Annotated in this window: 20 protein-coding genes and 4 tRNA genes; 11 read left to right on the top strand and 13 right to left on the bottom strand. The window is 74.2% G+C overall.

Going from position 1 to position 23,412, the window contains the following annotated elements; translation table 11 throughout:
• Positions 1-89: 89 nt before the first annotated feature.
• Positions 90-162, bottom strand: a tRNA-Lys gene (locus E4P38_RS17190).
• A 168-nt stretch (positions 163-330) separates the two neighbouring features.
• On the opposite strand from E4P38_RS17190, the gene E4P38_RS23900 reads away from it, so the two are divergent.
• Positions 331-804: an HU family DNA-binding protein gene (locus E4P38_RS23900; RefSeq protein ID WP_167760611.1), complete on the top strand. Its 474-nt coding sequence runs from the start codon at positions 331-333 to the stop codon at positions 802-804.
• A gap of 411 nt (positions 805-1,215) precedes the next feature.
• Here E4P38_RS23900 and E4P38_RS17180 read toward each other — a convergent pair whose 3' ends face one another.
• Positions 1,216-2,058, bottom strand: coding sequence for a hypothetical protein (locus E4P38_RS17180; protein ID WP_135133162.1), 843 nt, complete (start codon positions 2,056-2,058; stop codon positions 1,216-1,218).
• A 28-nt stretch (positions 2,059-2,086) separates the two neighbouring features.
• The gene (locus E4P38_RS17175) at positions 2,087-2,968 is read right to left on the bottom strand and encodes a Rieske (2Fe-2S) protein (RefSeq protein ID WP_135133161.1); all 882 of its coding nucleotides are present in this window, start codon (positions 2,966-2,968) and stop codon (positions 2,087-2,089) included.
• A 177-nt stretch (positions 2,969-3,145) separates the two neighbouring features.
• Between E4P38_RS17175 and E4P38_RS17170 the strand changes: the two genes are divergently transcribed.
• The 3 genes from E4P38_RS17170 to E4P38_RS17160 are packed head-to-tail and all read left to right on the top strand — an operon-like array spanning position 3,146 to position 5,513.
• On the top strand, positions 3,146-3,667 hold the full coding sequence (locus tag E4P38_RS17170; protein ID WP_245161101.1) for a GtrA family protein: 522 nt from the start codon (positions 3,146-3,148) through the stop codon (positions 3,665-3,667).
• Positions 3,668-3,677: 10 nt separating this feature from the next.
• Positions 3,678-5,168, top strand: a complete 1,491-nt coding sequence (locus E4P38_RS17165; RefSeq protein ID WP_135133160.1) for a metallophosphoesterase — start codon at positions 3,678-3,680, stop codon at positions 5,166-5,168.
• Positions 5,169-5,177: 9 nt separating this feature from the next.
• Positions 5,178-5,513, top strand: coding sequence for a hypothetical protein (locus tag E4P38_RS17160; RefSeq protein WP_135133159.1), 336 nt, complete (start codon positions 5,178-5,180; stop codon positions 5,511-5,513).
• Positions 5,514-5,517: 4 nt separating this feature from the next.
• On the opposite strand, the gene E4P38_RS17155 is transcribed toward E4P38_RS17160, so the two are convergent.
• The gene (locus E4P38_RS17155; protein ID WP_135133158.1) at positions 5,518-6,153 is read right to left on the bottom strand and encodes a hypothetical protein; all 636 of its coding nucleotides are present in this window, start codon (positions 6,151-6,153) and stop codon (positions 5,518-5,520) included.
• A gap of 86 nt (positions 6,154-6,239) precedes the next feature.
• On the opposite strand from E4P38_RS17155, the gene E4P38_RS17150 reads away from it, so the two are divergent.
• The 3 genes from E4P38_RS17150 to E4P38_RS17140 all read left to right on the top strand — a co-directional run bounded on the left by E4P38_RS17150 (position 6,240) and on the right by E4P38_RS17140 (position 6,540).
• Positions 6,240-6,312 (top strand) — tRNA-Glu (locus tag E4P38_RS17150).
• Between the two features lie 56 nt (positions 6,313-6,368).
• A tRNA-Asp gene (locus E4P38_RS17145) sits at positions 6,369-6,442 on the top strand.
• A 24-nt stretch (positions 6,443-6,466) separates the two neighbouring features.
• Positions 6,467-6,540, top strand: a tRNA-Phe gene (locus E4P38_RS17140).
• Between the two features lie 252 nt (positions 6,541-6,792).
• Here the strand turns inward: E4P38_RS17140 and E4P38_RS17135 are convergent.
• The 3 genes from E4P38_RS17135 to E4P38_RS17125 form a co-directional block, all read right to left on the bottom strand.
• Positions 6,793-7,845: a glycosyltransferase gene (locus E4P38_RS17135; RefSeq protein ID WP_245161100.1), complete on the bottom strand. Its 1,053-nt coding sequence runs from the start codon at positions 7,843-7,845 to the stop codon at positions 6,793-6,795.
• Positions 7,846-7,980: 135 nt separating this feature from the next.
• Positions 7,981-9,669: an FAD-dependent oxidoreductase gene (locus tag E4P38_RS17130; protein ID WP_135133157.1), complete on the bottom strand. Its 1,689-nt coding sequence runs from the start codon at positions 9,667-9,669 to the stop codon at positions 7,981-7,983.
• Complete coding sequence (locus tag E4P38_RS17125) at positions 9,662-10,537, bottom strand: hypothetical protein (RefSeq protein WP_167760610.1); 876 nt, start codon at positions 10,535-10,537, stop codon at positions 9,662-9,664. The genes E4P38_RS17130 and E4P38_RS17125 overlap by 8 nt, the downstream gene beginning before the upstream one ends.
• Before the next feature lie 169 nt (positions 10,538-10,706).
• Here E4P38_RS17125 and E4P38_RS23895 point away from each other — a divergent pair, with 169 nt between their 5' ends.
• Complete coding sequence (locus E4P38_RS23895) at positions 10,707-13,295, top strand: DUF4062 domain-containing protein (RefSeq protein WP_167760609.1); 2,589 nt, start codon at positions 10,707-10,709, stop codon at positions 13,293-13,295.
• A gap of 15 nt (positions 13,296-13,310) precedes the next feature.
• On the opposite strand, the gene E4P38_RS17115 is transcribed toward E4P38_RS23895, so the two are convergent.
• Complete coding sequence (locus E4P38_RS17115) at positions 13,311-13,994, bottom strand: phosphodiesterase (RefSeq protein WP_135133154.1); 684 nt, start codon at positions 13,992-13,994, stop codon at positions 13,311-13,313.
• 186 nt (positions 13,995-14,180) lie between these two features.
• On the opposite strand from E4P38_RS17115, the gene E4P38_RS17110 reads away from it, so the two are divergent.
• Both E4P38_RS17110 and E4P38_RS17105 read left to right on the top strand, forming a co-directional pair.
• Positions 14,181-14,399, top strand: a complete 219-nt coding sequence (locus tag E4P38_RS17110; RefSeq protein ID WP_135133153.1) for a hypothetical protein — start codon at positions 14,181-14,183, stop codon at positions 14,397-14,399.
• Positions 14,400-14,627: 228 nt separating this feature from the next.
• On the top strand, positions 14,628-16,772 hold the full coding sequence (locus E4P38_RS17105) for a transglycosylase domain-containing protein (protein WP_135133152.1): 2,145 nt from the start codon (positions 14,628-14,630) through the stop codon (positions 16,770-16,772).
• A 2-nt stretch (positions 16,773-16,774) separates the two neighbouring features.
• On the opposite strand, the gene mftG is transcribed toward E4P38_RS17105, so the two are convergent.
• From mftG to E4P38_RS17090, 3 genes are read right to left on the bottom strand one after another with little or no spacing between them, the layout of a single operon-like run.
• The gene (gene mftG, locus E4P38_RS17100; protein ID WP_135133151.1) at positions 16,775-18,289 is read right to left on the bottom strand and encodes a mycofactocin system GMC family oxidoreductase MftG; all 1,515 of its coding nucleotides are present in this window, start codon (positions 18,287-18,289) and stop codon (positions 16,775-16,777) included.
• Complete coding sequence (locus E4P38_RS17095; RefSeq protein WP_135133150.1) at positions 18,282-19,592, bottom strand: AMP-binding protein; 1,311 nt, start codon at positions 19,590-19,592, stop codon at positions 18,282-18,284. The genes mftG and E4P38_RS17095 overlap by 8 nt, the downstream gene beginning before the upstream one ends.
• The gene (locus E4P38_RS17090) at positions 19,589-20,452 is read right to left on the bottom strand and encodes an MBL fold metallo-hydrolase (RefSeq protein WP_135133149.1); all 864 of its coding nucleotides are present in this window, start codon (positions 20,450-20,452) and stop codon (positions 19,589-19,591) included. Before E4P38_RS17090 ends, E4P38_RS17095 begins: the two co-directional genes overlap by 4 nt.
• 57 nt (positions 20,453-20,509) lie before the next feature.
• On the opposite strand from E4P38_RS17090, the gene E4P38_RS17085 reads away from it, so the two are divergent.
• The gene (locus E4P38_RS17085) at positions 20,510-21,028 is read left to right on the top strand and encodes a hypothetical protein (protein WP_135133148.1); all 519 of its coding nucleotides are present in this window, start codon (positions 20,510-20,512) and stop codon (positions 21,026-21,028) included.
• 52 nt (positions 21,029-21,080) lie between these two features.
• Here E4P38_RS17085 and E4P38_RS17080 read toward each other — a convergent pair whose 3' ends face one another.
• Positions 21,081-22,340, bottom strand: a complete 1,260-nt coding sequence (locus tag E4P38_RS17080) for a M23 family metallopeptidase (protein ID WP_245161099.1) — start codon at positions 22,338-22,340, stop codon at positions 21,081-21,083.
• A 300-nt stretch (positions 22,341-22,640) separates the two neighbouring features.
• Positions 22,641-23,408 (bottom strand): ATP-binding cassette domain-containing protein, encoded by a 768-nt coding sequence (locus E4P38_RS17075; protein WP_245161098.1) that lies wholly within the window; start codon positions 23,406-23,408, stop codon positions 22,641-22,643.
• Positions 23,409-23,412 lie beyond the last annotated feature (4 nt).

Here is a 23,412-nt window from a genome sequence, read left to right as displayed (position 1 = left end):
CCAGGACGCTCGGGGTCGAGCCGGCCGAGCTGCTGCCACGCGAATGGGTGGCGCCATCCCCCGATCCGACGAACGGCGGTGACGCTGTGTGGGCCCCGCGAGGATCGAACTCGCAACCCGCGGATTAAAAGTCCGCTGCTCTGCCAGTTGAGCTAGAGGCCCGGCGCGCCGAGTCTCCCAGACCGCGGACGCGCCCCGTGCGAGGTCGGGAGGCCGTCCCATCCGGGCGGAGCCACCGTCGAGCGTGCGCGCGGGAGCGTCCGTGTTGTGCCTGGTCGGCGCGGGGGGCTTAGGTGGACCCTCGCGACCCCGACCCCAGGAGACACCGCCGTGAACAAGTCCGACCTCGTCTCCAAGCTGACCGAACGACTCGGCGGGGACCGCTCAATCGCCACCGCGGCGGTCAACGGCGTGCTCGAGGAGATCGAGAGCAGCGTCGCGCGCGGGGAACGGGTGTCCCTGTTCGGGTTCGGCACCTTCGACCGGCGTGAGCGTGCGCCGCGCACCGGCCGCAACCCGCAGACCGGAGCGACGATCCAGCTGGCCGCATCGGTGGCCCCGGTCTTCCGCCCCGGCGCCGGGTTCCGGTCGCGGCTGGCGCTGAACGGCGGCAGCGCGGCGGTGACCGCAGCAGTGCCGTCCGCACCGCCGAAGGGCGCCGCTCCCAAGAAGAAGTCTGAGAAGAAGTCTGCCGTCACCAGGGACGCGGGCAAGGGCGGCAAGAAGGCGAAGCAGGCGGCGAAGAAGGACGCGGACAAGGCAGGGGACAAGGCCGCGAAGAAGGCGGCCAAGAAGGCTCGCTGAAGGCCCCGCTGGTCAGGCTCCGCGACGACCTGCACGCCCCGACGTCACAGGACGTCGAACACGAGGAGCAACAGCAGGGTCAGGACCGCGGAGACAAGCAGGGAGCCGAGGCAGCCCAGTCGGCTCGAGAAGAGGAAGAACACTCCCGGGGCGGTGCCCGATCAGCACGGGAACCGAACCCCGAGGGGTGTGCGTTCAGTCACCGAGTGCGGGATTTTCCACCCGTTCAGGGGATGCCGCGGGGAGTCGCCGATTACGTACCGTCATCACCGCTCCGGTCGGGGGGCGGGGCAACGTCGCCCTGCCACCCGGCCGCGGAATCGTCCGCCGGCGCGCGAGTGCCCGCGGGTTGCGACCCCGGCCCGGCTGACCCGTTCCCCCCGGGGCGGCCGGGCCGGCTTCTATGTGCGGTCAGGCCGGCACGCAGACCCGCTGCACGAGCGCGGTCAGCTGGTCGCGCACCGGCTCCTCGATCGGCAGGTCGACCGGCACCTCGTCCCCGCTGCCCACCGTGACCGACAGCGGGAACACGAACGGCTTCTTGGTCTCCGACAGCACGTGCGGCTCGCAGTTGGCCGGCACGAACGTCACGGCGGCGCTGGCCACCTGCTCGTCACCGCCAAGCTCCAGGGGCAGGCCGGGCGCGTTCGCCTGGAGCAGCACACTGCGCTCGAGCCGCGACGCGACGACCGGCTCGGTGCCCTTCCGCCGGGTCAGGGTGAGCGCCCCGACCAGGGTGTCCCCCTCCTCGTGCAGGTCGGTGATCGCGATGCCCACCACGGCGGTGACCCCGAGCACCGCGCACTCCTCGGCGTGGATGAGCTTCAGCACCTCCCCCGCCGCCGGCACCTCCAGCTGCTCGACCGCGCCGTTCGGGCGTCCGACCGTCACCTCCGCGACCGCCGGCACGGGGGGTGCGTCGCAGACCGCGCCGCCGTACGGCACCGGCAGGTCGATCACCCGCCCCGGCGCGTACTCGGCGGTGATCGACGTCGGCGGCTCGGGAGCGAAGCCGGGAGAACGCAGCGCCACGGACGTCACGGTGAACGGGGTGTCCCCGGTGTCGGTGAGCCGCACCTGCACCTGGCCCCCGATGGCCTCGTCGGTGCGCAGCCGCACGATCTCGGCCTCGATCCCGGGCACGGTCGGCACGGCGGACGCCGAGGCCGACGACGGCGTCTCCGCAGCCGGCGACGACGTCGTCCCGCACGCAGCAGTGAGCAGCGCCGCCAGGGCGACCGCCGTGCGCCTCATGGCGCCGCAGCCTAGGACGCCGACGGCCTCACCGGTTCCGCGACGGCGGCCGGGCCATCACGCGGCCCGCTTCCATGCGGACCTCGAGCTTCTCCTGGGCGTTCGCCGACGGACCGCGTCGCGGCTGCCCGGTGTCCAGATCGAACGCGGATCCGTGACGCGGGCAGACCAGGCACTGCGCGCCCCGCACGTCCTCGACCGTTCCCTCGTCGAGCGGTCCCGACAGGTGCGCGCAGGCGGCGACGAAGACATCCACCCGTGCGCCCCGCCGGACGGCGGCGAGCGGGACGGCGACACTGCGGCCCTTGCCCGTGCGCAGGACCGGACGCCCCTCGGGCAGGTCGTCGAGCGGCCCGAGGTCGATCCACTCGCCCGTGAGTGCCCGCGCCGCGGTCGCCGAGTGCGAGACGGCCGTCGACAGCGCGTAGGACATGTGCCCCCCGATCGCCGCGGACCCGCTGGCGACGCTGAGCCCGGCATAGGCGAGCCCGCGCCCCAGCGCACCGCGGCCCCGGCTCCGCGCCACCAGGGAGCCGACGTACAGCCCCAGCGCGGCGGTGTTGGCGGCGGCGTGCAACGCCCCCAGCCGCCGGACGCCGACGTCCGCCGCCGACCAGTCGGCCGCGCCGGTCAGGGACGCCGGCACGGCACCCGCGACGCCCGCACCGATGAGCACCGTCGCGGCCGGCCGCAACGGCGGGATGAGGTCCAGCAACCCGGCCGACACCCAGGCGCCGACCGGCACGTGCACGAGCACCGGGTGCAGCGGATGCCCCAGCCACGTGCCGTGCAGGAAATCCTTGACCGCCTGCGGCCGCAACGCCCCCAGGACGGCACGTCGGGCGGGCTCGATGACCTTGTCGAACGCGGTGGCGTCGGCCACCCGGTCGAGGATCGCCATGAGGGTCATGACCGCACCCCTACCCCCGGGTCACGGCACCGACGCGCTTCAGGAACGCCCATTACCGGCCGATGGTGATCAAGGACACCAGAACTGTCAGGGTGACCGGGCATTTTCTCTGGTGACAAGGGTTAGGCCCTAGGAGGAGCCTTGACCCAGCTCGCACCACGGAGAGAGGAAAGCCGCGTGACCTGCCCGTCCCTGCTGCGCTACCGGCCTGCCGCCGCCGAGTTCTTCGGCGACGTCTCGCACGCGCGGCACCTGCGCCGTGGGGTGGCCCTGTTCCAGGCCCGCCTGCGCCGGGACGACATCATCGCGCAGTTCGGCCGGTTCGTCCTCGTGGGCGGCTCCTCGACCGCCGTTTACGGCCTCCTCTTCATCAGCCTCGGCGCCCTGGGCTACCTCCCGGCCCACCTGATCGCGACGGTGGCCTCCTCGATCCTCGCCAACGAGATGCACCGCCGGCTCACCTTCCGCGCGGAGGAGCGGGTGAACTGGCTCAACGCCCAGCTCGAGGCCGGCGGCGTCGCCCTCGTCGGGCTGCTCGCGACGAGCGCCGCGCTGGGCTGGCTGAACTCCTCTGCCGGTTCGGCGCACGTGATCCTGCAGATCTCCCTGGTCGCCGCCATCACGGCCGCGATCGGCATCATGCGGTTCGTGGCGCTGCGGTGGATCTTCCGGCCGACGGAGCTCTCCCCCGCTCGATAGCGTTGCGGGGGTGAGCGAGCCGAGCGAGGCCGGAACCCCCGGCACCGAGCCGAGCCCGGCTCCGCCCGACGCTCCGCCCTCCCCGTGGCGGCACCGCGCCCGGGTCGCCGGTCGCTGGTCGCTCCGCGTGGGCGTCGCCCTGATCGGCGCCGTCATAGCCGTGCTGCTGTTCGGCCGGATCTCGGCCCCGATCGGGCCGTTCGATGCAACCCTCGCCTTCCGTCCCGCCCTCGACGGTGGCGCCACCGTCGCCGTCCCGCCCCTGGGCGACCTGCAGGTGGACGTCTACGACGGCCCGCTGCGCCTGGACATCGGGCTCCAGCGGGTCGACCAGGAGCGCGCCCGTGCGCTCGCCAGCGATCCGGTGCGGCTGGCCGGCGTCGTCAACCAGGTGAGCGACGACCTGCGCGGCGCGGTGGTGCGCCTGGCCTGGACCACCGCCCTCGTCGCGATCGCCGGAGCCGCCCTCACCTCGCTGGTCGTGCTGCGCCGCCGCCGGGAACCGCTCATCGCCGCCGGCGTCACCACCGTGCTGCTGCTCGGGACGGCGGGGCTGGGCGCGGCCACCTGGCGCCCCGAGGCGCTCTCGCAGCCGACGTACACCGGGCTGCTGGTCAACGCCAACAGCCTGATCGGCAGCGCCGAGGACATCGTCGCCCGCTTCGACGCCTACCGCGCCTCCCTGGAGGACCTGGTCGCCAACGTCGGCACGCTGTACTCCACGATCTCCGCGCTGCCGGCTCCCGGGGGGACGGATGAGACCGTGGCGCTCCTGCACGTGTCCGACCTGCACCTCAACCCGGCCGGGTTCGACCTGATGCGCCAGGTCGTCGACCAGTTCCAGGTCGACGGCGTCCTCGACACCGGCGACATCACCGACTGGGGCAGCGCGCCGGAGAACCAGCTGATCGGCTCCGTCGGGCAGCTCGGCGTCCCCTACGTCTACATCCGCGGCAACCACGACTCCGCGGCGACGGCGGGGCTGATCGCCGCGCAGCCCAACGCCACCGTGCTGGCCGGCACCGCCACCACCGTGGGCGGCCTCACGATCGTCGGCGTCGCCGACCCCCGGTTCACCCCGGACAAGACCACCGGGGACGACGACACCGGCGACGAGGTGCTGGTCCAGACCGGCATCACGCTCGCCGAGGTCGCCGAGGAGCAGCCGGAGACGCCCGCGATCGCGCTGGTCCACGATCCGAAGCAGGCACCGCCCCTCGACGGCGTCGTCCCGCTGATCCTCGCCGGGCACACGCACGACCGCAGCGTGTCCGAGCTCGAGGACGGCTCGCTGCTCATGGTGGAGGGCTCGACCGGCGGCGCGGGGCTCCGGGGCCTCGAGGGCGAGTACCCCGAGCCGCTGACCTGCACCGTTCTCTACCTGGATCCCGACACCGGCGCGCTGCGCGCCTACGACGAGATCACGCTCGGCGGGCTCGGGGAGACCGAGGTGACCATCCAGCGCACCGTCGTCCCCGACGGGCTGAGCGTTCCGCCCTAGGCTCGGGCCATGTCCTCGACGCCGAACGCCCGCGCCCGGATCGCCACCGGCGCGCTCGCCGGAGCACTCGCCCTGGTCCCGCTGGCCGGCTGCTCGTTCACCTCGAACAACGTGTCCTGCTCGACGAGTTCGTGCACGGCCACGCTCTCCGGCGAGGGCGCGAAGGCCGAGATCTTCGGTACGACACTCGAGTTCGCCGGCACGCAGGACGGCCGCGCCACGCTCGGTGTCGGTGGCGCCAGCGTCTCCTGCGCCGAGGGCGAGAGCATCGGCGCCGGCCCGCTGTCGGTCACCTGCACCAGCGTGACCGACGACGCGGTCGAACTGACCGCCTCGCTCAGTTGAGAGCTCAGGAGGCGATCTCGACCACGACGCGCGTGGGGTTCTCCAGGAGGTAGACCCGGAACGGGGCGCGCTCGGTGGTGCCGACGAACGTGACGGTGCTGCCCTCATAGGTGGCGTCGAAGACCGCCTCGGTGACGACCTCCGTGCCCGCTCCCGTCAGGGGCCCGGCCGAGGAGAATTCCTCGACCCCCGTCTCGTAGGGGTAGCCGGCACCGGTCAGGCTCACCTGGAGCACCGCGTCGCCGGCCACGTCCACCGAGTCGCCACTGCCCTGCGAGGAGGCCTCGTCCACGTATCGGACGTCCCAGCCCGGCGTGCCGGTGCCGCCCACCTCGAACACCACACGGTCGAAGCCGTCGTGGCGGCCGATCCGGATGTCGCTCACCGTCACCGCCGTCCCGGCCGACGGGTCCGCGCTGTCGGGCTCGGCGTCACCGGGGAAGGGCGGGGCGTCGGTCGCGCCGTCCTCGGCCGTCGCGCCTTCGGCGAAGGTCTCCGCCGCGGCCGAGGGCTCCGCCGACGTGACCGTGGCCGAGGACGACTGCTCGTCGGCGTCCCCGCCACCGCACCCGGCCAGGACGACAGGCACGGTGAGCAGGCTCAGCAACAGGGGGGCGACGGTGCGCGGGCGGTTCCTCACAGGACGTAGCTTCGCAGCCTCCGGCCCCCGGGCCGGGCTACGCCACGGGGGCATGTATTGTTTCTCCCGCCCCCGGCGAACTACGAGCCCCCATCGTCTAGTGGTCCAGGACGCCGCCCTTTCAAGGCGGTAGCACGGGTTCGAACCCCGTTGGGGGCACGCACGATGCACCACAGCACGCACCACAGCACGCACCACAGCACGCACCACAGCAAGGCCCTGTAGCGCAGTTGGTTAGCGCGCCGCCCTGTCACGGCGGAGGTCGCGGGTTCGAGTCCCGTCAGGGTCGCCGCCCGGTGCTCGTCACCGGCCGGGGCAGGTAGCTCAGTCGGTACGAGCGCTCGCCTGAAAAGCGAGAGGTCGGCGGTTCGACCCCGCCCCTGCCCACCGCACGACGTCTCGGCTCTGGAAGAGCCGCGCAGGTCTCGCTGTTTCCCCGGCGACAGGATTCGTCGCACAAGGGGACACCGAGCTGGCCGCCGCGGCAGGGATCCACTCGATCCCGACTCTGCTCTCGAGGAGCTGATCACCGCGGTAAGCGGCCTGGACATGGACGACGGGCGCGCGGAGCTGGCCGGTCGGCAGTCGCGGACCGCGTGAGCACGAGGCCGCGCCGCCTCCGACTGGGTTCCCGCCCGGTCAGGTCTGTCGTGCGGCAGAGAGACGGTCGGCGGCCACCTGTCGGTAGACGGCGGCGTGCACGTCCTGGACGGCGGTCCGCTGCTCGGCCCGCCAGGTCCGGTCCGCCGGGCGCGGCATCGGCCGCGTCAGCGCCGCCGCCACGGCACCGGTGAGCGAGAGCGCGTCGAGCCAGCCGCTCGCGTCGGTTCCGTAGGACACCACCTCCGACCACTGCTGGGCGCTCCACCCGGAGGTGGGGGCGACGACGAGGGTGCCGACGTCGCGGCAGATCTCGACGTCGCGGGAGTGCGTCCCCGGCGGTTCGGGGAGGACGGCGACGTGCAGCTCCTGCAGCTGCGCGGCCCGCTCGGACGCAGGGTGGACGACGACCTCCAGCTCACCGCGGGCCGCCAGCTCCAGGACGGCGCGGCCGACGTGCCGCTCGTCCTCGGCGAGCACCCGCAACCGCCCGCCGCCGGAGACCGCGCCGGAGAGCGCCGCCCGTGCGAGCCCCCACGCGTCGGGAACCCCCGCCGTGGGCGGTCCGAGGCGCAGGCCGACGAGTCCGCGCTCGGACCCCAGAGCGGGATCCGGGACAGCAGCAGCGGGATGGGACACGACGATGGCCGTGCGGCCGTACCGGTCGGCGATCTCGTCCGCGGCGCCCGGCGTCAGGGTGAGCACCACCTCCGCCGTCGCGAGGACCGCCTCCAGGTGGGCCTCGTACCGGGCCTCGACCGGGCTCCGGGCGCTCCTGCCTGACGGCGGGACCCGGTGGACGGTCACCACGAGCGGCAGGCCGAGCCGCCGCGCCGTCTCCGCCCAGCACTGACCGGCGACCGCGGCGACGGCGGCGTCACCGGCGTGCAGGTGCAGCACGTCGATCTCACCGGCGTGCGCATCCAGGTGCGCCACATCGAGCCACGGGGAGGGCTCGGCGGCGGCCCCCACCCGGACGGCGGCGGCCGGCAGGACGGCGTCCACGTAGGGACCGGTGTGCGGGATCGTCGCCACCCGGATCGGGCCGCCCCGTCGCTCGGGCGGCCAGGGTGGCGGGGGGTCTGCTGTCACGCGGGGAGTCGGCTCCTCGGACGGTCGACGAACGGCCAGGAGGATTCGAGCCGAACAGGTCCGTCATACCCCTTCCCTCCGACGGTGAACCAGCCCGGGACCCCATCGGGTGACCGGGCGAGTCGCCCCCGCCGCTCAGGCCGGCGCCCGGGCGAGCGTGGCTAGGTGGGCGTGCACGAGCGTGACGGCGAGCGCTCCCTCGCCCACCGCGGACGCGACCCGCTTCACCGAACCGGCCCGCACGTCACCGGCGGCGAACACCCCGGGCGTGCTGGTCTCCAGCAGCGCGGGCGGACGCTCCAGCGGCCAGGCGGGCGAGGCGGCGTCGTCCAGGAGCTGCGCCCCGGTCAGCAGGAAGCCCCACCGGTCGCGGGCGAGCGAGCCGCCCAGCCAGTCGGTTCGGGGTTCGCTGCCGATCAGGACGAACAGCACGGCCGAGTCGACCGTCTCGGCCCCGGTGTCGAGGTCGCGCACCGTGACCGTCTCCAGGAAGTCGCTGCCGGTGCCGCCCACCACCTGGACGCGGGGTCGGATGTCGACGTTCGGCAGGGCCTGCAGCTCGCGGATCAGGTAGTCCGACATCGTGTCCGCCAGCGCCGCCCGGCGGATGAGGACCGACACCTTGTCGGCGTAGCGGGACAGGTAGACGGCGGCCTGGCCGGCAGAGTTGCCGCCGCCGATCACGAAGACGTGCCGCCCGCGCATCACCGGGGCCTCGGTGACCGCGGCGCCGTAGAACACGCCCCGGCCGGTGAACGCGTCCAGTTCGGGGACGTCGAGGCGGCGCCAGGTCGCGCCGGTCGCGACGACGACGGTGCGGGTGGCGACCGAGGCGCCGTCGCTCAGGGCCAGCCGCAGCACGCCGTCCTCGGTCGTGATCCCCTGCCCCGAGCGCATGAAGTGGAAGGTGCTGCCGAACGCCCAGGCCTGCTGGTAGGCGTTGAAGGTCAGCCGGTTGCCGCTGATGCCGGTCGGGAAGCCCGGGTAGTTGCGGATCAGCGAGCTGGTGCCCGCCTGCCCGCCCACCGCCTCCGGCTCCAGCACGAGCGTGTTCAGCCCCTCCGAGGCCGCGTACACGCTGGCCCCGAGGCCGGCGGGACCCGAACCGACCACCACCACGTCGTAGACCTCGGCGGCGTCCAGCGGGGTGAGCAGGCCGAACGCGTCGGCGATGTCGAGGTCGCTGGGGTCCTGCAGCACCGGCCGCTCGGGCCGGAACCGCAGCTGGACGACGGGCAGGCGGGGCGCGTCCAGGTTCAGTCCCTCGAGCAGGGCCTTCCCTTCGGCCGAGTCGGCGTCGTAGAAGCCGAGCGGGATGCGGTTGCGGCCGAAGGTGTCGCGCAGGTGCTGGGCGCGCTCGGACCACCGATCACCGATCATCCGCACGGCCTCGAACCCGCCTCCCTGCCGGTTCGTCCACTCGTCGAGGATCTCGGTGACGGCCCGGTGGAACTCCTCGTCGCCGACCACCTCCGGCACGTAGAGCCACCGGTCGAGCTGCCCCAGGGTGAGGGCCTCGAAGATCGGCCGGGCGGTGTCGAAGTTGCCCCAGCGCACCACCGCGACCGCCATCGCGCCCGGATGGTCGCGGTGCAGTCCGCGCAGGGCGGTCAGCCCGTCCGGGTCCTCGCCGCCCAGTCCACCGAACAGGGCAGCCACGGGCAGCTCCCGTCGCAGCAGTTCGGCGGTGGCCGCGTCCGGCTGGTCGAAGGCGACGACGGCGTAGTCGGGGCCGTAGCGCCGCTGCAGCTCCGAGCTCAGGGTGGCGCGCACGTCGTCGTCCCGGGTGAGGACGACGAGCGCCGCCCGCTGCCCGTCAGTCACGGTCCGGTCCCGCGGGTGCGGCGCGCCAGCCCGCGGCCCCGGTGAGGACGACCGCGACGGTCATGCCGAGGAACAGCCAGGCCACCGGCCGGCCCCAGTCGACCGTGCCGAGGAACCGCAGCACCGCGGCGAGCACCAGCACGCCGAAGAGCGTGTAGGCGATCGTCGCCGTCCGCAGCCGGTGCAGGTCGCCGGCGAACGCGGCGAGCGCCGTGGCCAGGCCGAAGGCGAGCAGCCAGGCCGCGGTGACCCGCGCCGTGAACGGCGTCAGCGCCCAGGGCCAGAGCGTGGTCGCGGTCGTCGGGACGGCGTACAGCGCCGCCCCCCCCGCCAGGAGGACCGCCGACTCGACGCCGAGCGCCACGCGCAGCACCCGCGGCACCGGATGCCGGGCCGGTGGATCGCCGCCGGGCGCCCGTTCCTGCAGGACCAGCAGCACGAGCATCGCCAGCGGCAGGACGACGTAGACCGCGAGCCAGAACCAGGCCGCGCCCTTCGACAGCGAACCCAGCGCGCTGAAGTCGTCGTCGAAGTGCAGCTTCTCGATGTGCGCCAACGTCGCCACGAGCGTCAGGACGACGAATCCGAAGATGGTCAGGACCGGCACCCGCACGTCGGCCCACCTGCGGACCCGCATCGACAGCACGACGAGCACGAATCCCGCCGCGTAGCCGGCTCCGAGGAAGGCAGCGGTCAACGGCGGCTGGATGGTCCAGGCGAACGTCTCCTCGGTCGTCTCGGCAAGGACGAAGAGCGAGCCGGTCGCCAGGGCGGTGAGGACGGCGAAGGCGCCGAGGAGCACCCGCATCGCCGGCAACACCTGCCGCACCTCGGTGGGGGCGAGAAGGGTGGACGGAGCAGGGTTCACGAGGACCTCACGCGCAGATCGGGCCCCCGTGCACGGTTGTCGAGCGGCGCAAGCGTGCCACCGCCCCGCCCGGCTGTCATCGCCTTTCCGGCCCGGCCGGACGTCCCTAGACTCCGCGTCCGACGCCCGGCGCAGTGCGTCGCCGCGGCGTTCGACGGCAGGAGGGTCCGTGGCCGGTGCCGATCCGCGGGTCCCCGAGGCGGTCCGCGACATCCCGACCCCCGACCGCCGGCTCCGGGTCTTCGTCTCCTCCACGCTCGAGGAGCTGGCCGCGGAGCGGGCCGCCGTCCGGGCGGCGATCACCGGGCTCCGGCTCACGCCGGTGATGTTCGAGCTGGGCTCGCGGGCGCATCCGCCGCGGGAGCTCTACCGCGCCTATCTCGAGCAGAGCGACGTCTTCGTGGGCATCTACGGGGAGCGGTACGGCTGGATCGGCCCGGAGATGCCGATCTCCGGCCTGGAGGACGAGTACGAGCTGTCCTCCGGCAAGCCGCGCCTGCTCTACGTCCGTCGGACCGCCCCCGGGCGCGAGCCGCGGCTCGACGAGCTCATCGTCCGGATCCAGGCGGAGAGCGGCTCGTCGACCACCCCCTACGACGACCCGGGCGAGCTGGCCGAGCGGGTGGCCGACGACCTGGCGGTCCTGCTGACCGAGCGGTTCGCCGCGACACCGGTCCCGGCCCTGCCCGGGCTGGCCGCGGGGTGGCTGCCGACGCCGCCGACCCCGCTCGTCGACCGGCTGGAGGAGCTCGCGCTGGTCACCGGCCTGCTGCGCGATCCCGCCGTCCGGCTGGTGACGGTGAGCGGGCCGGGCGGTATCGGCAAGACCCGCCTCGCCCTGGCCGCGGCGCAGGAGCTGTCGGTCGAGCGGGACGCGGTGTGGTTCGTGGACCTGCAGGCGGTGAGCGACCCGGCGGACGTGCCCGGCGCGGTCGCCGCGGCCGTCGGCGTCTCGGTGGAGGGCCGCAGGGCCGTGCTCGACCTGGTGGCCGACCGGCTCGCCGGACGCCGGGTCCTGCTCCTGCTCGACAACGTCGAACAGGTGCTCGCCGCCGCACCGGGGCTCGCGCGACTGCTCGCCCATTGCCCCCGGACCCAGCTGCTGGTCACGAGCCGGAGCCTGCTGCGGCTGCGCGGTGAGCACGACGTCCCGCTCGGCCCGCTCGCGGTGCCGGCCCGCGCGGGCGGGGCGGCGGCGGTGGCCGGGTCCCCCGCGGTGCGGCTCTTCGTCGAACGGGCCCGTCAGGCCGACCCCGCGTTCGAGCTCGACGACGCCGGCAGCGACGCCGTGGCCGAGGTCGTCCGGCGGCTCGAGGGCCTGCCACTGGCCGTGGAGCTGGTGGCGGCCCGCGTCCGGACGCTGCCGCCACGCGTCCTGCTCCGCCGCCTCGACGGCGCCCTGGACCTGGGCGGTCCGGGCATCGACGTGCCCGACCGGCAGCGGACGCTCCGGGCCACCGTGGCGTGGAGCCACGACCTGCTCGACGAGCCCGAGCGCACCCTGCTGGCGCGCCTGTCGGTGTGTGCGGGCGGGGCCACCCTGGACACGGCCGAGGCCGTCGGTGCCGTCGACGGTGACCTCGACGTCCCCGAGGTCCTCTCCGCGCTGGTCGGCCACAGCCTGGTGACCCCCACGGACTCCGGGGAGGGCGAGCCGCGCTTCCGCATGCTCGACGTCGTCCGCACGTTCGCCGGCGAACGGCTGCGCGAGCGCGGGGAGGAGACCGCGACCCGCGAGCGGTGGGCGCGGCATCTGGCCACGGTCAGCGCTGCCGCGGGGATCGGCCTGTCGGGACCCGACCGCCGGCTCTGGCAGGCCCGCCTGGACGCGGAGGCGATGGACCTGCAGGAGGCGGTCCGCTGGGCGGTCGCCACAGACCGGGCGGAGCTCGCCGTCGCCATCTCCGCGCCGCTCGCCCGCTGGTGGTGGGCCCGCGGGCTCCTTACCCAGATGGCCGCGATCGCCGACGCCACCGCCGAGCTGCCGTCGGCGGCGGACCTGCCGGAGGACGCCGCCGGCCTGCTGCTGTGGGCGCGCGGGACGATGCGGATCGCCCTCGGCCGGGCCGCGGAGGCGGCTCCCCTGCTCGCCGACGTCGTGGCCGGTGCCCGGCAGCGCGACGACCCCTGGCTGCTCGGCCACGGGCTGGTGGGCCTGGCGATGACCTTGTCGCCGGAGGACCCCACGCTGCCCGCCCTGCTCGAGGAGTCGGTCGCGGCGCTCCGGCGCAGCGGCGACACCTGGTCGGTGGCCTTCGTGCTCGTGCCCCACGGGGACGCCGCGCTGCTGGCCGGCGACCTCGCCGCCGCCGTCCGGGCGCACGAGGAGGCGCTGGACCTCGCCCGGGAGCTCGGCGACGACCACCTCACCGCGACGCTGCTCGACCAGCTCGGGCTCGACGCCCTGCTCGCCGGGGACGTCGGCTCCGCCCGCGACCGGCTCGCCGGCGCGGCCGCACTGCACCGCGAGCTGGGCGACCAGGAGGGGCTCGCCTACTGCCTCGACGGGCTCGCGGGACTGTCGCTGCTCACCGGGGACGCCCCCGCCGCCGCCCGGCTGTCCGGGACGGCCACCGCCGTCCGCCGGTCGATCGGGGTCGCCGTATGGCCCATGCTGCAGCCCCTGGTGGCGCAACTGGCCGACGGCGTTCGGGCCGCCCTGGGCGAGGACGAGGACCGCCGGGAGCGGGCGGCCGGCGCGACGACGGACCCGTGGGCGGCGCTGGACGCCGGGCTGGCCGCGGTCGCCGCCCGCTGAACTCGCCCGCTGGACCTACTGCCCGCGACCCTGCACCCGGGCGGTCGCGTAGGCGGGCGCCCGGAAGCGGGCCATCGGTCCGTCCGGGACCAGTCCGGGCGGCGGATTCAGGACGGCGTCGAAGCGGATGTCGTGGTCGCAGTCCTCCCGGGCCGCGGGAAGGACGAGCCGGGCGAACGGTCGCCAGGGGCCGAGGCCGCGGGACGCCGCGAGCGTGAACCGCAGGCCGTCGCGGGCGACGGTGTCGGCCAGCGGCCCCGGGTCCGACGGGACGCCCTCGCCGTCCGGGAGGGCGGCGAGGCGGATCACCCCGGCGTCGGAGCGGTAGCCCATGATCGAGGAGTAGACGACCGCTGCGGCCCGGCGGGGGAACGGGACCAGCCGGGTCAGCGCCCCGCGGCCGGTCGTCGTGAGCAGCAGGTCGACCGGACCGCCCTCCCCCGGCAGCCGGACGGCCAGGCCCAGCACGTCCGGCAGCGGAGCAGGCAGGCCGGCACCCCGCGACATCCGGACGACGACGGCGTCGCGTGCCGTCGCATCGAGCCAGGGGACCTCCCAGGGCGGCGCGCTGCCGGTCCGCTCGAGGATGCCGTCGAACACCGCACCGCGTGGGTGCATGGGCCGGCCGTGTCGCCACCGCGCCAGGGCCCCGAGCGGCACGGCGACGAGCCGACCGGCGCCCCGGGCAACATCTGTCACGACCGCGTCCTACCCGCCGCCTCCTGGGCTACGCCGCAGCTCAGGCAGCCGGTTACCCGGCCGGGAGTAGCGGGTCCGGCGCGATCGGTCAACGGGGAAAAGTCTGCCAACCGGAGGCGAATCTTCGGTGAGATCTGCCCGCTGCCATCCGGTGACACGGAACGTTCCCACGCTTACGTTCAGTACATGCTCTCGACGCTTCTGGTCATCGGCGGGGTCCTGGTCGGACTGCTCGTGCTGCTCGCCCTGATCGTCAGCCTGAGTGCCCGCCCGCAGGCTCCGGCCCGGGGCACGTCGGCCACCTCCCGCAGCTCGGCGTGGACCGCCGACGCCGGCCGGCCGCATCCTGATGCCTGGTCGCCGCTGTCGACGACCAGCACCAGCGAGATCCCCGCGGTCCGCTGACCTCCTGACCCCGGCGTCCCGGCGGCTGCCTCGAGGCGTCGCCGGGACGGCCCGGTCGTGCCGCGCTCACGAAGCGACGCCGAGCACGCACTCCGGGTCAGCGGCACTCGACCGCCATTCGGCCGCGCACGATCTGCTGTTCCTCCGCCACGCTGAGCGCCATCCTCGGAACCGCGCCGTCCGGTTCATGGGAGCACCCGGCGCAGGGGTCCGGGAGCGAGGTGGCCGATGTCCCGACGTCGTCCGCACCCGCGCCTGCGCGCTTTCGGTGCCCTGTTCCTCGTCGCCGTGCCTCTGGCCGGCGCGCTGACGGCCGCCCTGCTCGTGCCGTGGATCGTCGGCCCGGGGCTCGTCGCGAGCTCCTCGGCGAACCTGCTCTCACCGCTGCCCGGCGTCCTCAGCGACGAGACCCCGCCGGGCAACTCCGTCGTCCTGGCCGCTGACGGGTCGCTGATCACCTGGTTCTACCGCTTCAACCGGACGCCGGTCGCCGCGGAGCAGATCTCGGAGGTGATGAAGCAGGCGATCATCGACATCGAGGACTCGCGGTTCTACGAGCACCACGGCCTCGACGTCGAGGGCACCGCGCGGGCGCTGGTGCGCAACGTCGTCGCCGGCGAGGTGATGGAGGGCGGCTCCACCATCACGCAGCAGCTGGTCAAGCAGACCCTGCTGCAGGCGGCCACCACCTACGAGGAGCGCGTGGCGGCGACGGAGTCCAGCATCGGCCGCAAGCTCCGCGAGGCCCGGCTGGCGCTCGCCATGGAGCAGCAGTACTCGAAGTCGGAGATCCTCACCCGCTACCTCAACCTCGTGTACTTCGGCCAGGGCGCCTACGGGATCCAAGCCGCGGCCCAGCGCTACTTCAGCGTCAACGCCGTCGACCTCACGCTGCCGCAGGCGGCGATGCTCGCCGGTCTGGTGCAGACACCCTCCAACGACGACCCCCTGACCGATCCCGAACGGGCCCGCGAGCGGCGCAACCAGGTGCTGGCGCGCATGCACAGGCTCGGACACGTGCCCGCGGAGGACGTCGCCGCGATCTCGCCCACACCCGTGGCCGTCGTGCCGGCCCTCCCCCCGCCGAACGGCTGCGTCAGCGCCGTCCAGGGCGCGTTCTTCTGCGACTACGTGCAGCGGCACCTGACCCAGACCCTCGGCATCCCGCTCGACGTGCTCGAGAACGGTGGCCTGACGATCAAGACCACGCTGCGGCCGGACCTGCAGGCCTCGGCGGACCAGGCGGTGCTCAACTACCTGGAGATGGGTGATCCGCTGGCCGGCATGTTCACCGCGGTCGAACCCGGTACGGGCCACGTGCTCGCGATGAGCGTCAACCGACGGTTCGGCTTCGACGTCAACGACCCGGCGCAGGAGTCCGTCGCGCTGAACGTCGTGGCGAGCCAGGGCGCGGGCTCCACCTACAAGGTGTTCGTCGCGGCCTCGGCCCTGGAACAGGGGGTCCCGCCGTGGAACACGATCACCACCGGCGATCCCTACGTCTCCCGGGTCTACAAGCAGAACGGCGGCACGGTCGGGGCGCCCTACGTCGTCCAGAACGCGGGGCGCTACCCGCCGACGCTCACCATGGTCGAGGCGCTGGTCCGGTCGTCGAACACCTACTTCGTCGCCCTCGAGGACCAGCTCGGCAGCGTCGAGGGCCCGGTGCGCATGGCCCAGCGGATGGGGTTCTTCTCGATCGACCCGGTGGCCGACCAGGTCATCGCCGACCGGCGCGGCTCGTTCACGCTCGGGGCGGAGGCGACCAGTCCCCTGGCCCTGGCCAGCGCGTACTCGACACTCGCGGCCAACGGCACGCAGTGCGACCCGGTGCCGGTCACCGCCGTGCTCGACCGGACCGGCGCCCCGCTGCTCGGCGCCGACGGGGCGCCCCTCAACACCGGCGACATCTGCACCCCCGAGGCGGTGCCCTCGGCCGTCGCAACGACGCTCAACCAGATCCTGGTCGGCGACACCGCGTCCGCGATCGGCACCGGCACCCGGGCGGCTATCCCGGGGCACCAGATCGCGGGCAAGACGGGCACCAGCCAGGACCGGTATTCCGTCGCCTTCGTCGGCTACACCCCGCAGTACGCCGCGAGCGTCATGGTGCTCAACCCGAAGCAGAACCAGGACGTGGGCGCCTACGGCGGGCGGGGCGCCGCGCCGATCTGGCACGACGCCATGCTGCCGATCCTCAGCGCGCAGGAAGCCGTGCCGTTCCCGCCCGCGGGTCTCGAGCTCGCGCCGCCGCGCCCGCCACCTCCCCCACCCGTCGAACGGGGACCCCAGCAAGTGCCGGTCGAGGAGGTCCCGGTCGAGGACTTCCCCTCCGAGGACGCCCCGTTCCAGGGTTTCCCCTTCGACGACTGACCTCACGCCATGAGCTCGGCAGCGCGCTCGCCCAGCATCACGGCCGTCGCGGCCGGCCCACGCGAGGGGACCCGCGGCAGCACCGACGTGTCCACGACGCGAAGACCGCTGACCCCGCGCACGCGCAGCCGCTGGTCCACGACCGCTCCCGGGTCGGAGTCGGGCCCCATCCGCGCCGTCCCGGCCAGGTGGATCGCGGTGGTCAGGTGCGCGCGGATCCAGTCGTCGAGGGCGCGGTCGCCGTCCAGCACGTCGTCCGGGAGGTCCGTGCGCCCCGCCACCAGGGGCGCGAGGGAGTCCGTCCGCAGCAGCCCGGCCGCCAGCCGCACGCCCTCACGGAGCCGTCGCCGGTCGGACTCCTCGGTCAGGTAGCGGTAGGCCAGCCGGGGCTGCCGTGACGGGTCGTCGTCGTCCAGGCCTAGCCGGCCCCGGCTGTCCTCGCGCTGCAGCCCGACCCCGACGACGAGTTCGCCGTCGTCCGTGCCGCCGGTGATCCGGCCGAACGGGGTCAGCCACGGCAGGATCTCCAGGTCGCCGGGCAGCGCCGATCCCGACGCCGTCGCGTGCAGGACGCCGGACAGGGGCAGCACGGCCGGTGGCAGGGGCACGGCGGGGCGGTAGCCGACGTAGACGTTCGGGTGGTCGGTGAACTCCGCGCCCACACCGGGGACGTCGGCGACGACCTCGATCCCGGCCCGGCGGAGATCGCCGGCCGGCCCGATCCCCGAGAGCAGGAGCAGGTGCGGCGAGCCCACGGCGCCGGCGCACAGGACGACCTCCGCCGCCCGCACGACGCCCGCGGCGGTCTCGACGCCAACCGCGCGGCTGCCTTCGAGGACCACCCGGCGGACCGTCACTCCGCCCCGGACGGTGAGCGCCGCCAGCTCCCGGCGCGGGGAGAGGTAGGCCATCGCGGTGTTGACCCGCACGCCGTCGACCACGTTGAGCGGCACCGGCCCGTAGCCCGGGGGCGAGTCGCCGCTGTTCTTGTCCGGCTCGGCGGGATGGCCGAGCTCGTGGGCGGCGGCGGCGAACGCGTCGGCGAGCGGAGACCCGCTCCGGACCCGGGTGACAGGGATCGGGCCGTCCGCGCCGTGCTCCGGCCGGTCGCCGAATTCCCGATCGGCCTCCAGCCGTCGGAAGGCGGGGAGGACGGCGTCGTAGGACCACAGGTGGTTGCCGTCGGCGGCCCAGCCGTCGAGGTCCACCCGCGGAGCCCGGATGAACGAGCCCGCGTTGAGCGCGCTGGAGCCGCCCACCACCCGGCCGCGGGGCACGGGGACGGTCCGCTCCCCCGTGAGCGTGCCCGTGAGGTCCCAGTTCGCCGGGTGGCCGGGCACCGCGGCCCGCATGGTGGCGGCGTCCCCCAAGTCGGGCGGGAAGTCCGCGGACCGGGCGTGGTCCTCCCCCGCCTCCAGCAGCAGGACCCGGCGCCCGGTGTCGGCCAGACGCGCGGCAAGAACGCAACCCGACGTCCCGGCCCCCACGACCACGACGTCCCACTCGGCGTCAGGCACCGTCGAGACCGAGGACCTCGGGGAGATCGAGGCGACGCACCTTGCCGGTGGAGGTGCGCGGCAGGTCGTCCAGACGGTGCAGGCTCTTGGGCCGCTTGGCCGCGCCGAGCCGCTCGCGCGCCCACGCGCCCAGGTCGGCCGTCCCGGCGGTGCCGACGTAGGCGGCGACCACGCGCTGCCCCCAGTCCTCGTCCGGGATCCCGAACACGGCGCTCTCCACGACGTCGGGGTGCGCGTCGAGGACGGCCTCGACCTCGGCGGGATACACGTTCACGCCGCCGGAGATGACCAGGTCCTCCCGCCGCCCGTCGAGCCACACGACGCCGTCGTCGTCCACCCGGCCCAGGTCGCCGACCGTCACGAGGTCGCCCCGCCAGGCGGCCGCGGTCTTCTCGGGGGCCTGCCAGTACTCGAACCGGGCCCAGCGCGGCACCGCGCACCACAGCTGGCCGCGCTCGTCGGTCTCCAGCCGCCGTCCCGGCCGCGCCCGCCCCACGCTGCCGGGGTGCGCGAGCCAGTCGTCGGGCGAGCAGACGGTGAACTGCGCCTCCGTGGAGCCGTAGAACTCCCAGACGCTGCCGTCGGGCAGCGCCTCCAGAACCGCCCGCTTGAGCGGTTCGGGGCACGGCGCACCGGCGTGCACGAGGCGGCGGAAGGAGGACCAGTCGGGGCCTTGCGCGAGCAACCGCTGCAGATGGGTCGGCACGCAGAACGTCGTCGTGGGGCGCAGCTCGGTGATCGTCGGCGCCGCGCGGGCGGCGTCGAAGGGCCCGGGCAGCAGCACCTCGCCCCCGGCGAGCAGCGTGTGGATCGCGAACCGCAGCGGCGCGCTGTGGTGCAGCGGGGAGAGCACCAGGTGCCGGTCGGCCGGCTCGAAGCCCCAGAGCCCGATCTCCTCGGCGGCGAGCTGCCGGGCGTCGTCCTCGCCCAGGACGCCGGACCACACGCCCTTGCGGCGGCCCGTCGTCCCGGACGTGTAGTGCATCGGGCGGGCGAGGGGCACATCGGCGAGATCGGCCTCGGCGTCCCCCAGCAGCTGCCCCGGGTCGTCGGCGAGGTCGAGTGCGGGCTGGGCGTCCTCGGCCAGTGCCGACCGTTCCGCCGCCGGCAGCCCGGGGTCGAGCACGACCGGGACGATCCCGGTGCGCAAGGCGCCGAGGACCGCCGCGAGCAGCGCCGGCGACGCCGCGGCCGAGACCAGCAGCCGGTCGCCGGGCCGTAGCCCGTGGGCGGCCAGTGCTGCCGCGGCACGCCGCTGGTCGCGCTCGCTGTCCGCGCTGCGGACGACCGGCACCTCGGTCATGCCAGGCGCACCGGCTCGGTCCCCTCGACCCGGCCCTCGGCGCGCAGCTTGTCGAGGGTGGCCCGGGTCGACTGCGCCGCCGCCGGCCACACCTGCTGCGGGTACGCGGCGTACACGGTCGCGACCAGCTCGTCGACGGTGGCCGGCCCCTGGCCGAGCACCTCCAGCAGCTGGTGCTCGCGGTAGGCGCGGTGGGCGAGGTAGAAGTCCAGGACCGCGCCGGGGTCCTCGGTCAGCTCGGGCCCGTGCCCGCAGTAGAGCGCGGCGGGGCCGAGGTCGTGCACCCGGCGCAGCGACTCGAGATAGGCGAGCACGTCGCCCTCCGGATACGTCACGACCGAGGTGCCGCGGCCGAGCACGTGGTCGCCGACCAGCACCGCGCCCGACTCCAGCCGGAAGGCCAGGTGGTCCTTCGTGTGACCGGGGGTCGGGACGACGCCGATCGTGGTGCCGGCCAGGTTCAGCCGTTCGCCGGGTTCCAGCACCCGCCCCCGGGGTCCCGCCACGACCGCCCTGCCGGCGGCCACCTCGGCGCCGAAGTGGGCGCCCCAGGGCAGGGCCGCCTCGGCGTGGTCCTCGTGGTGATGGGTGACCAGCACGGCCACGCACTGCGCACCCCGCGCGGCCAGGGCCGCCTCGACGGCGGCCAGGTGCGCCGCGTCGTCCGGGCCCGGATCGACCACGACGGCCCGGCCGCTGCCGGGTGCGCCGACGACGTAGGTGTTCGTCCCGTCGAGGCTCATGGGCGAGGGGTTCGGGGCGAGGACGCGGGTGACCAGCGGGTCGAGCTCGACCGTCCGCGCCATCTGCCCCGGCGCCGGGAGGCCCCAGGTGGCGCGCGGGTCGACGGGCGCTGTCACGACCGGCACGGTAGCCGTGCCGATTCGCCCTCGCGCATCCACCACTAACCTCGGGGCATGCGTCGATCCCTCACCGTCTGCCGTAACGGGCTCTCCGTGGCCGCCGCCGTCGTCCTGCTCACCGCCTGCGGTGGCTCCGGCGACGACGACAACCAGTCGTCGGCCTCCAGCGCGACCAGCTCCAGCGCCTCCGAGACCACCGCGGACGCGGCGGCCTCGGAGTTCTGCACCCAGGCCGCGGACGCGCTCAACGACGTCGAACCCGCCTTCAGCGGTCAGGGCAGCGACCCCGCGGCCCTGGCGCCGGCGCTGCAGGAGGCGGCCGACAAGGTGCGCGCCATCGATCCGCCGAGCGAGATCTCCTCGGACTGGACCGCACTCGCCGACGGCATCGAGCAGTTCGCCCAGGCCTTCGCAGAGGTGAACGTCAACGACCCGGCGTCGGCCAGCGCACTGCAGCAGCGCACGACCGAGATCATCGGCTCGCTGTCGACCTCGGCGACGAACGTGCAGACCTACCTCGCGACCGAGTGCGGCCTCGAAACCCCCAGCGGATCGGCCGCGCCGACCAGCTGAAAAAGGACCCCCTGCCCCCTAGAGCTCGCGCGGGGTCCCTGCAGGGGGCCTCTCAGCCGCCGCAGCCCCCGATGTACACGCCGCGGTTGTTGAGCCACGGCACGGGGTTGATCTGGTTGCTGTAGAGCTGACCGCCGGTGTGCACCTCGAAGTGCAGGTGCGGTCCGGTCGACTGTCCGCGGTTGCCTACCTCGGCGATCTGCTCACCGGCGGAGACGCGCTCGCCGGCGGTGACGAAGTAGTCGTTGATGTGGCCGTAGACGGTGACCGCGCCGTCGTCCCCGAGGATGTAGACCGCCAGGCCGAACCCGGTGGCGGCCCCGGCCCGCTTCACCACCCCGGACGTCGCGGCGTAGATGGGAGTACCGACCGGTGCGGCGATGTCGACGCCGTAGTGGGTGACGCCCCACCGGGCCCCGTAGCAGCTGGAGACGCGGCCGTACGCGGGCTGGACGTAGTCGCCGCCTCCGCCACCACCGCCTCCTCCGCCACCGCCACCGCTGGCGGCGTTGTTCCGAGCGTTCGCCGCGTCCCGGGCGGCCTTCTCGGCGGCGGCCCGTGCCGCCGCCTCCTCCGCGGCCCGCTGGGCGACCCACTGGTCGTAGGCATTGCGGGCACCCTGCAGCTCCAGCAGGTGGATCTGGGCGGCCTGCAGCTGCTGGTCGTAGGCGGCCTTCTGGGAAGCGACCTGCTCGTAGGCGCCCTGCTGTACCGCCAGCTGGCCGTCGGCCCGCTCCTTGGCCGCCTGGGCGGCCTCCTCGGCGACGGCCATCTCGTCACGGGCCGCGCGGGCGGAGGAGTCGGCGTTCGCCTGCGCGACCTTGGCCACCTCGAGCGCTCCCAGGACGTCGATCTGGTTGTCGGCGACGTAGGAGAGCAGCGCTGCACGCTGGATCAGCTCGCCCGGGCCGCTGGAGTCCAGCAGCGCAGCCGTCGCGCTCAGCGCCGGACCGTTTATGTAGCTGTCGTGGGAGAACGTGGCGATCCGCGCCTCTGCGGCGCCGACGGCAGCCGCGGCGGCCTGCAGTTCGGCGGCCGTCTGGGCGGCCCGCTCCTGCGCCTGCAGCAGCGCCTCCTCGGCGAGCATGTACGCGGTGCCCGCGGCCTCGGCCAGGACGCCGACCCGCTCGAGCTCGGCCTCGGCGGTGGCGACCAGCCCGGCGATGCGGCCCACCTCGGCGGCCGCGGCGTCCTGCTCGGAACGAGCGGCACCGATCTGGGTGTCCGTGGGGTTCGGCGGCGGCGCAGGGGCTGCGGAGGCGGGGATCGCGGAGGCCACGAGGATCGCACCGGTCAGGACACCGACCAGCACGGACCGCACGGTGCGGAACGGGCGGCCCGCGGCCGGCCGGCGGGAACCGGGGCGGCGCGGTGTCGCCGGTCCGGAAGGACGGCGATCGGACATGTGCTCGCTCCCTGGGGAAGAGGTTGCGCTGCGGTGGATGAAGCCCCGGAACCGTCGCACTGTCACCGCCAGTCACAAAGGCAACACGCGGCACAGCCGACACACCATTCTGGATTCGTAAGGTGACCATTCCCCTACGCAGAGACATGTCGACATTCGCGCCGACACGCTTGGACACCGATCCCCCGTGCGAGGGACCTCGGTCGGTCAGGCGGTGGGGCGTTCGAGCTCGTGCGCGAGCTGGTCGAGCTCGGCGCCACCGGCCATCAGGCGGGTCAGCTCGTCGCGGCTGACGTCTGCCTTGGCGAAACTGCCCAGGCTGCGCCCCCGGTTGAGGACCAGGAAGCGGTCGCCCACCGGATAGGCGTGGTGCGGGTTGTGCGTGATGAGCACGACGCCCACCCCGCGGTCACGGGCCTGCGCGACGTAGCGGAGCACGACCCCGGCCTGCTTGACGCCGAGCGCCGATGTCGGCTCGTCGAGGATCAGCACCCGAGCGCCGAAGTGCACCGCCCGGGCGATCGCCACCGACTGCCGCTCGCCACCCGACAGCGTGCCGACCGGCTGGTCGGGATCACGGATGTCGATGCCCATCTCGGCGAGGGCTCCGCGGGTCACCTGCCGGGCCTGCCCGGCGTCGAAGCGGCGGAAGGGACCCCGGCCGCGGGTCGGCTCGGCGCCCAGGAAGAAGTTCCGCCAGATCGCCATCAACGGGATCATCGCGAGGTCCTGGTAGACGGTCGCGATGCCGGCGTCGAGCGCCTCGCGGGGCGCGCCGAACCTGATCGGCGTCCCGTCGAGCAGCACCTCGCCGCGCGTCGGCTGGTGCACCCCGGCGAGGATCTTGATCAGGGTCGACTTGCCCGCCCCGTTGTCGCCGAGCACGCAGGTGACCTCGCCCGCCCGCACGGTCGTGGTGATGCCGTCGAGGGCGACCACGGTGCCGTAGTCCTTGCCGACGTCCCGGAGATCCAACAGT

The organism is Blastococcus sp. CT_GayMR16 (assembly GCF_004570875.1).
Classification (GTDB): domain Bacteria; phylum Actinomycetota; class Actinomycetes; order Mycobacteriales; family Geodermatophilaceae; genus Blastococcus_B.
The sequence above is the reverse complement of the archived record's forward strand: the minus strand, read 5'-3'. Positions and strand labels throughout refer to the sequence as shown.

What these genes read in the sequence shown, in the direction of transcription:
- E4P38_RS17160 (WP_135133159.1), top strand. Translation starts at nt 5,178, where the DNA reads ATGTCCTCGACGCCGAACGCCCGCGCCCGGATCGCCACCGGCGCGCTC.
- E4P38_RS17175 (WP_135133161.1), bottom strand. Translation starts at nt 2,968, where the DNA reads ATGACCCTCATGGCGATCCTCGACCGGGTGGCCGACGCCACCGCGTTC.
- E4P38_RS17180 (WP_135133162.1), bottom strand. Translation starts at nt 2,058, where the DNA reads ATGAGGCGCACGGCGGTCGCCCTGGCGGCGCTGCTCACTGCTGCGTGC.
- E4P38_RS17085 (WP_135133148.1), top strand. Translation starts at nt 20,510, where the DNA reads ATGCGTCGATCCCTCACCGTCTGCCGTAACGGGCTCTCCGTGGCCGCC.
- E4P38_RS17095 (WP_135133150.1), bottom strand. Translation starts at nt 19,592, where the DNA reads ATGACCGAGGTGCCGGTCGTCCGCAGCGCGGACAGCGAGCGCGACCAG.
- E4P38_RS17110 (WP_135133153.1), top strand. Translation starts at nt 14,181, where the DNA reads ATGCTCTCGACGCTTCTGGTCATCGGCGGGGTCCTGGTCGGACTGCTC.
- E4P38_RS17105 (WP_135133152.1), top strand. Translation starts at nt 14,628, where the DNA reads ATGTCCCGACGTCGTCCGCACCCGCGCCTGCGCGCTTTCGGTGCCCTG.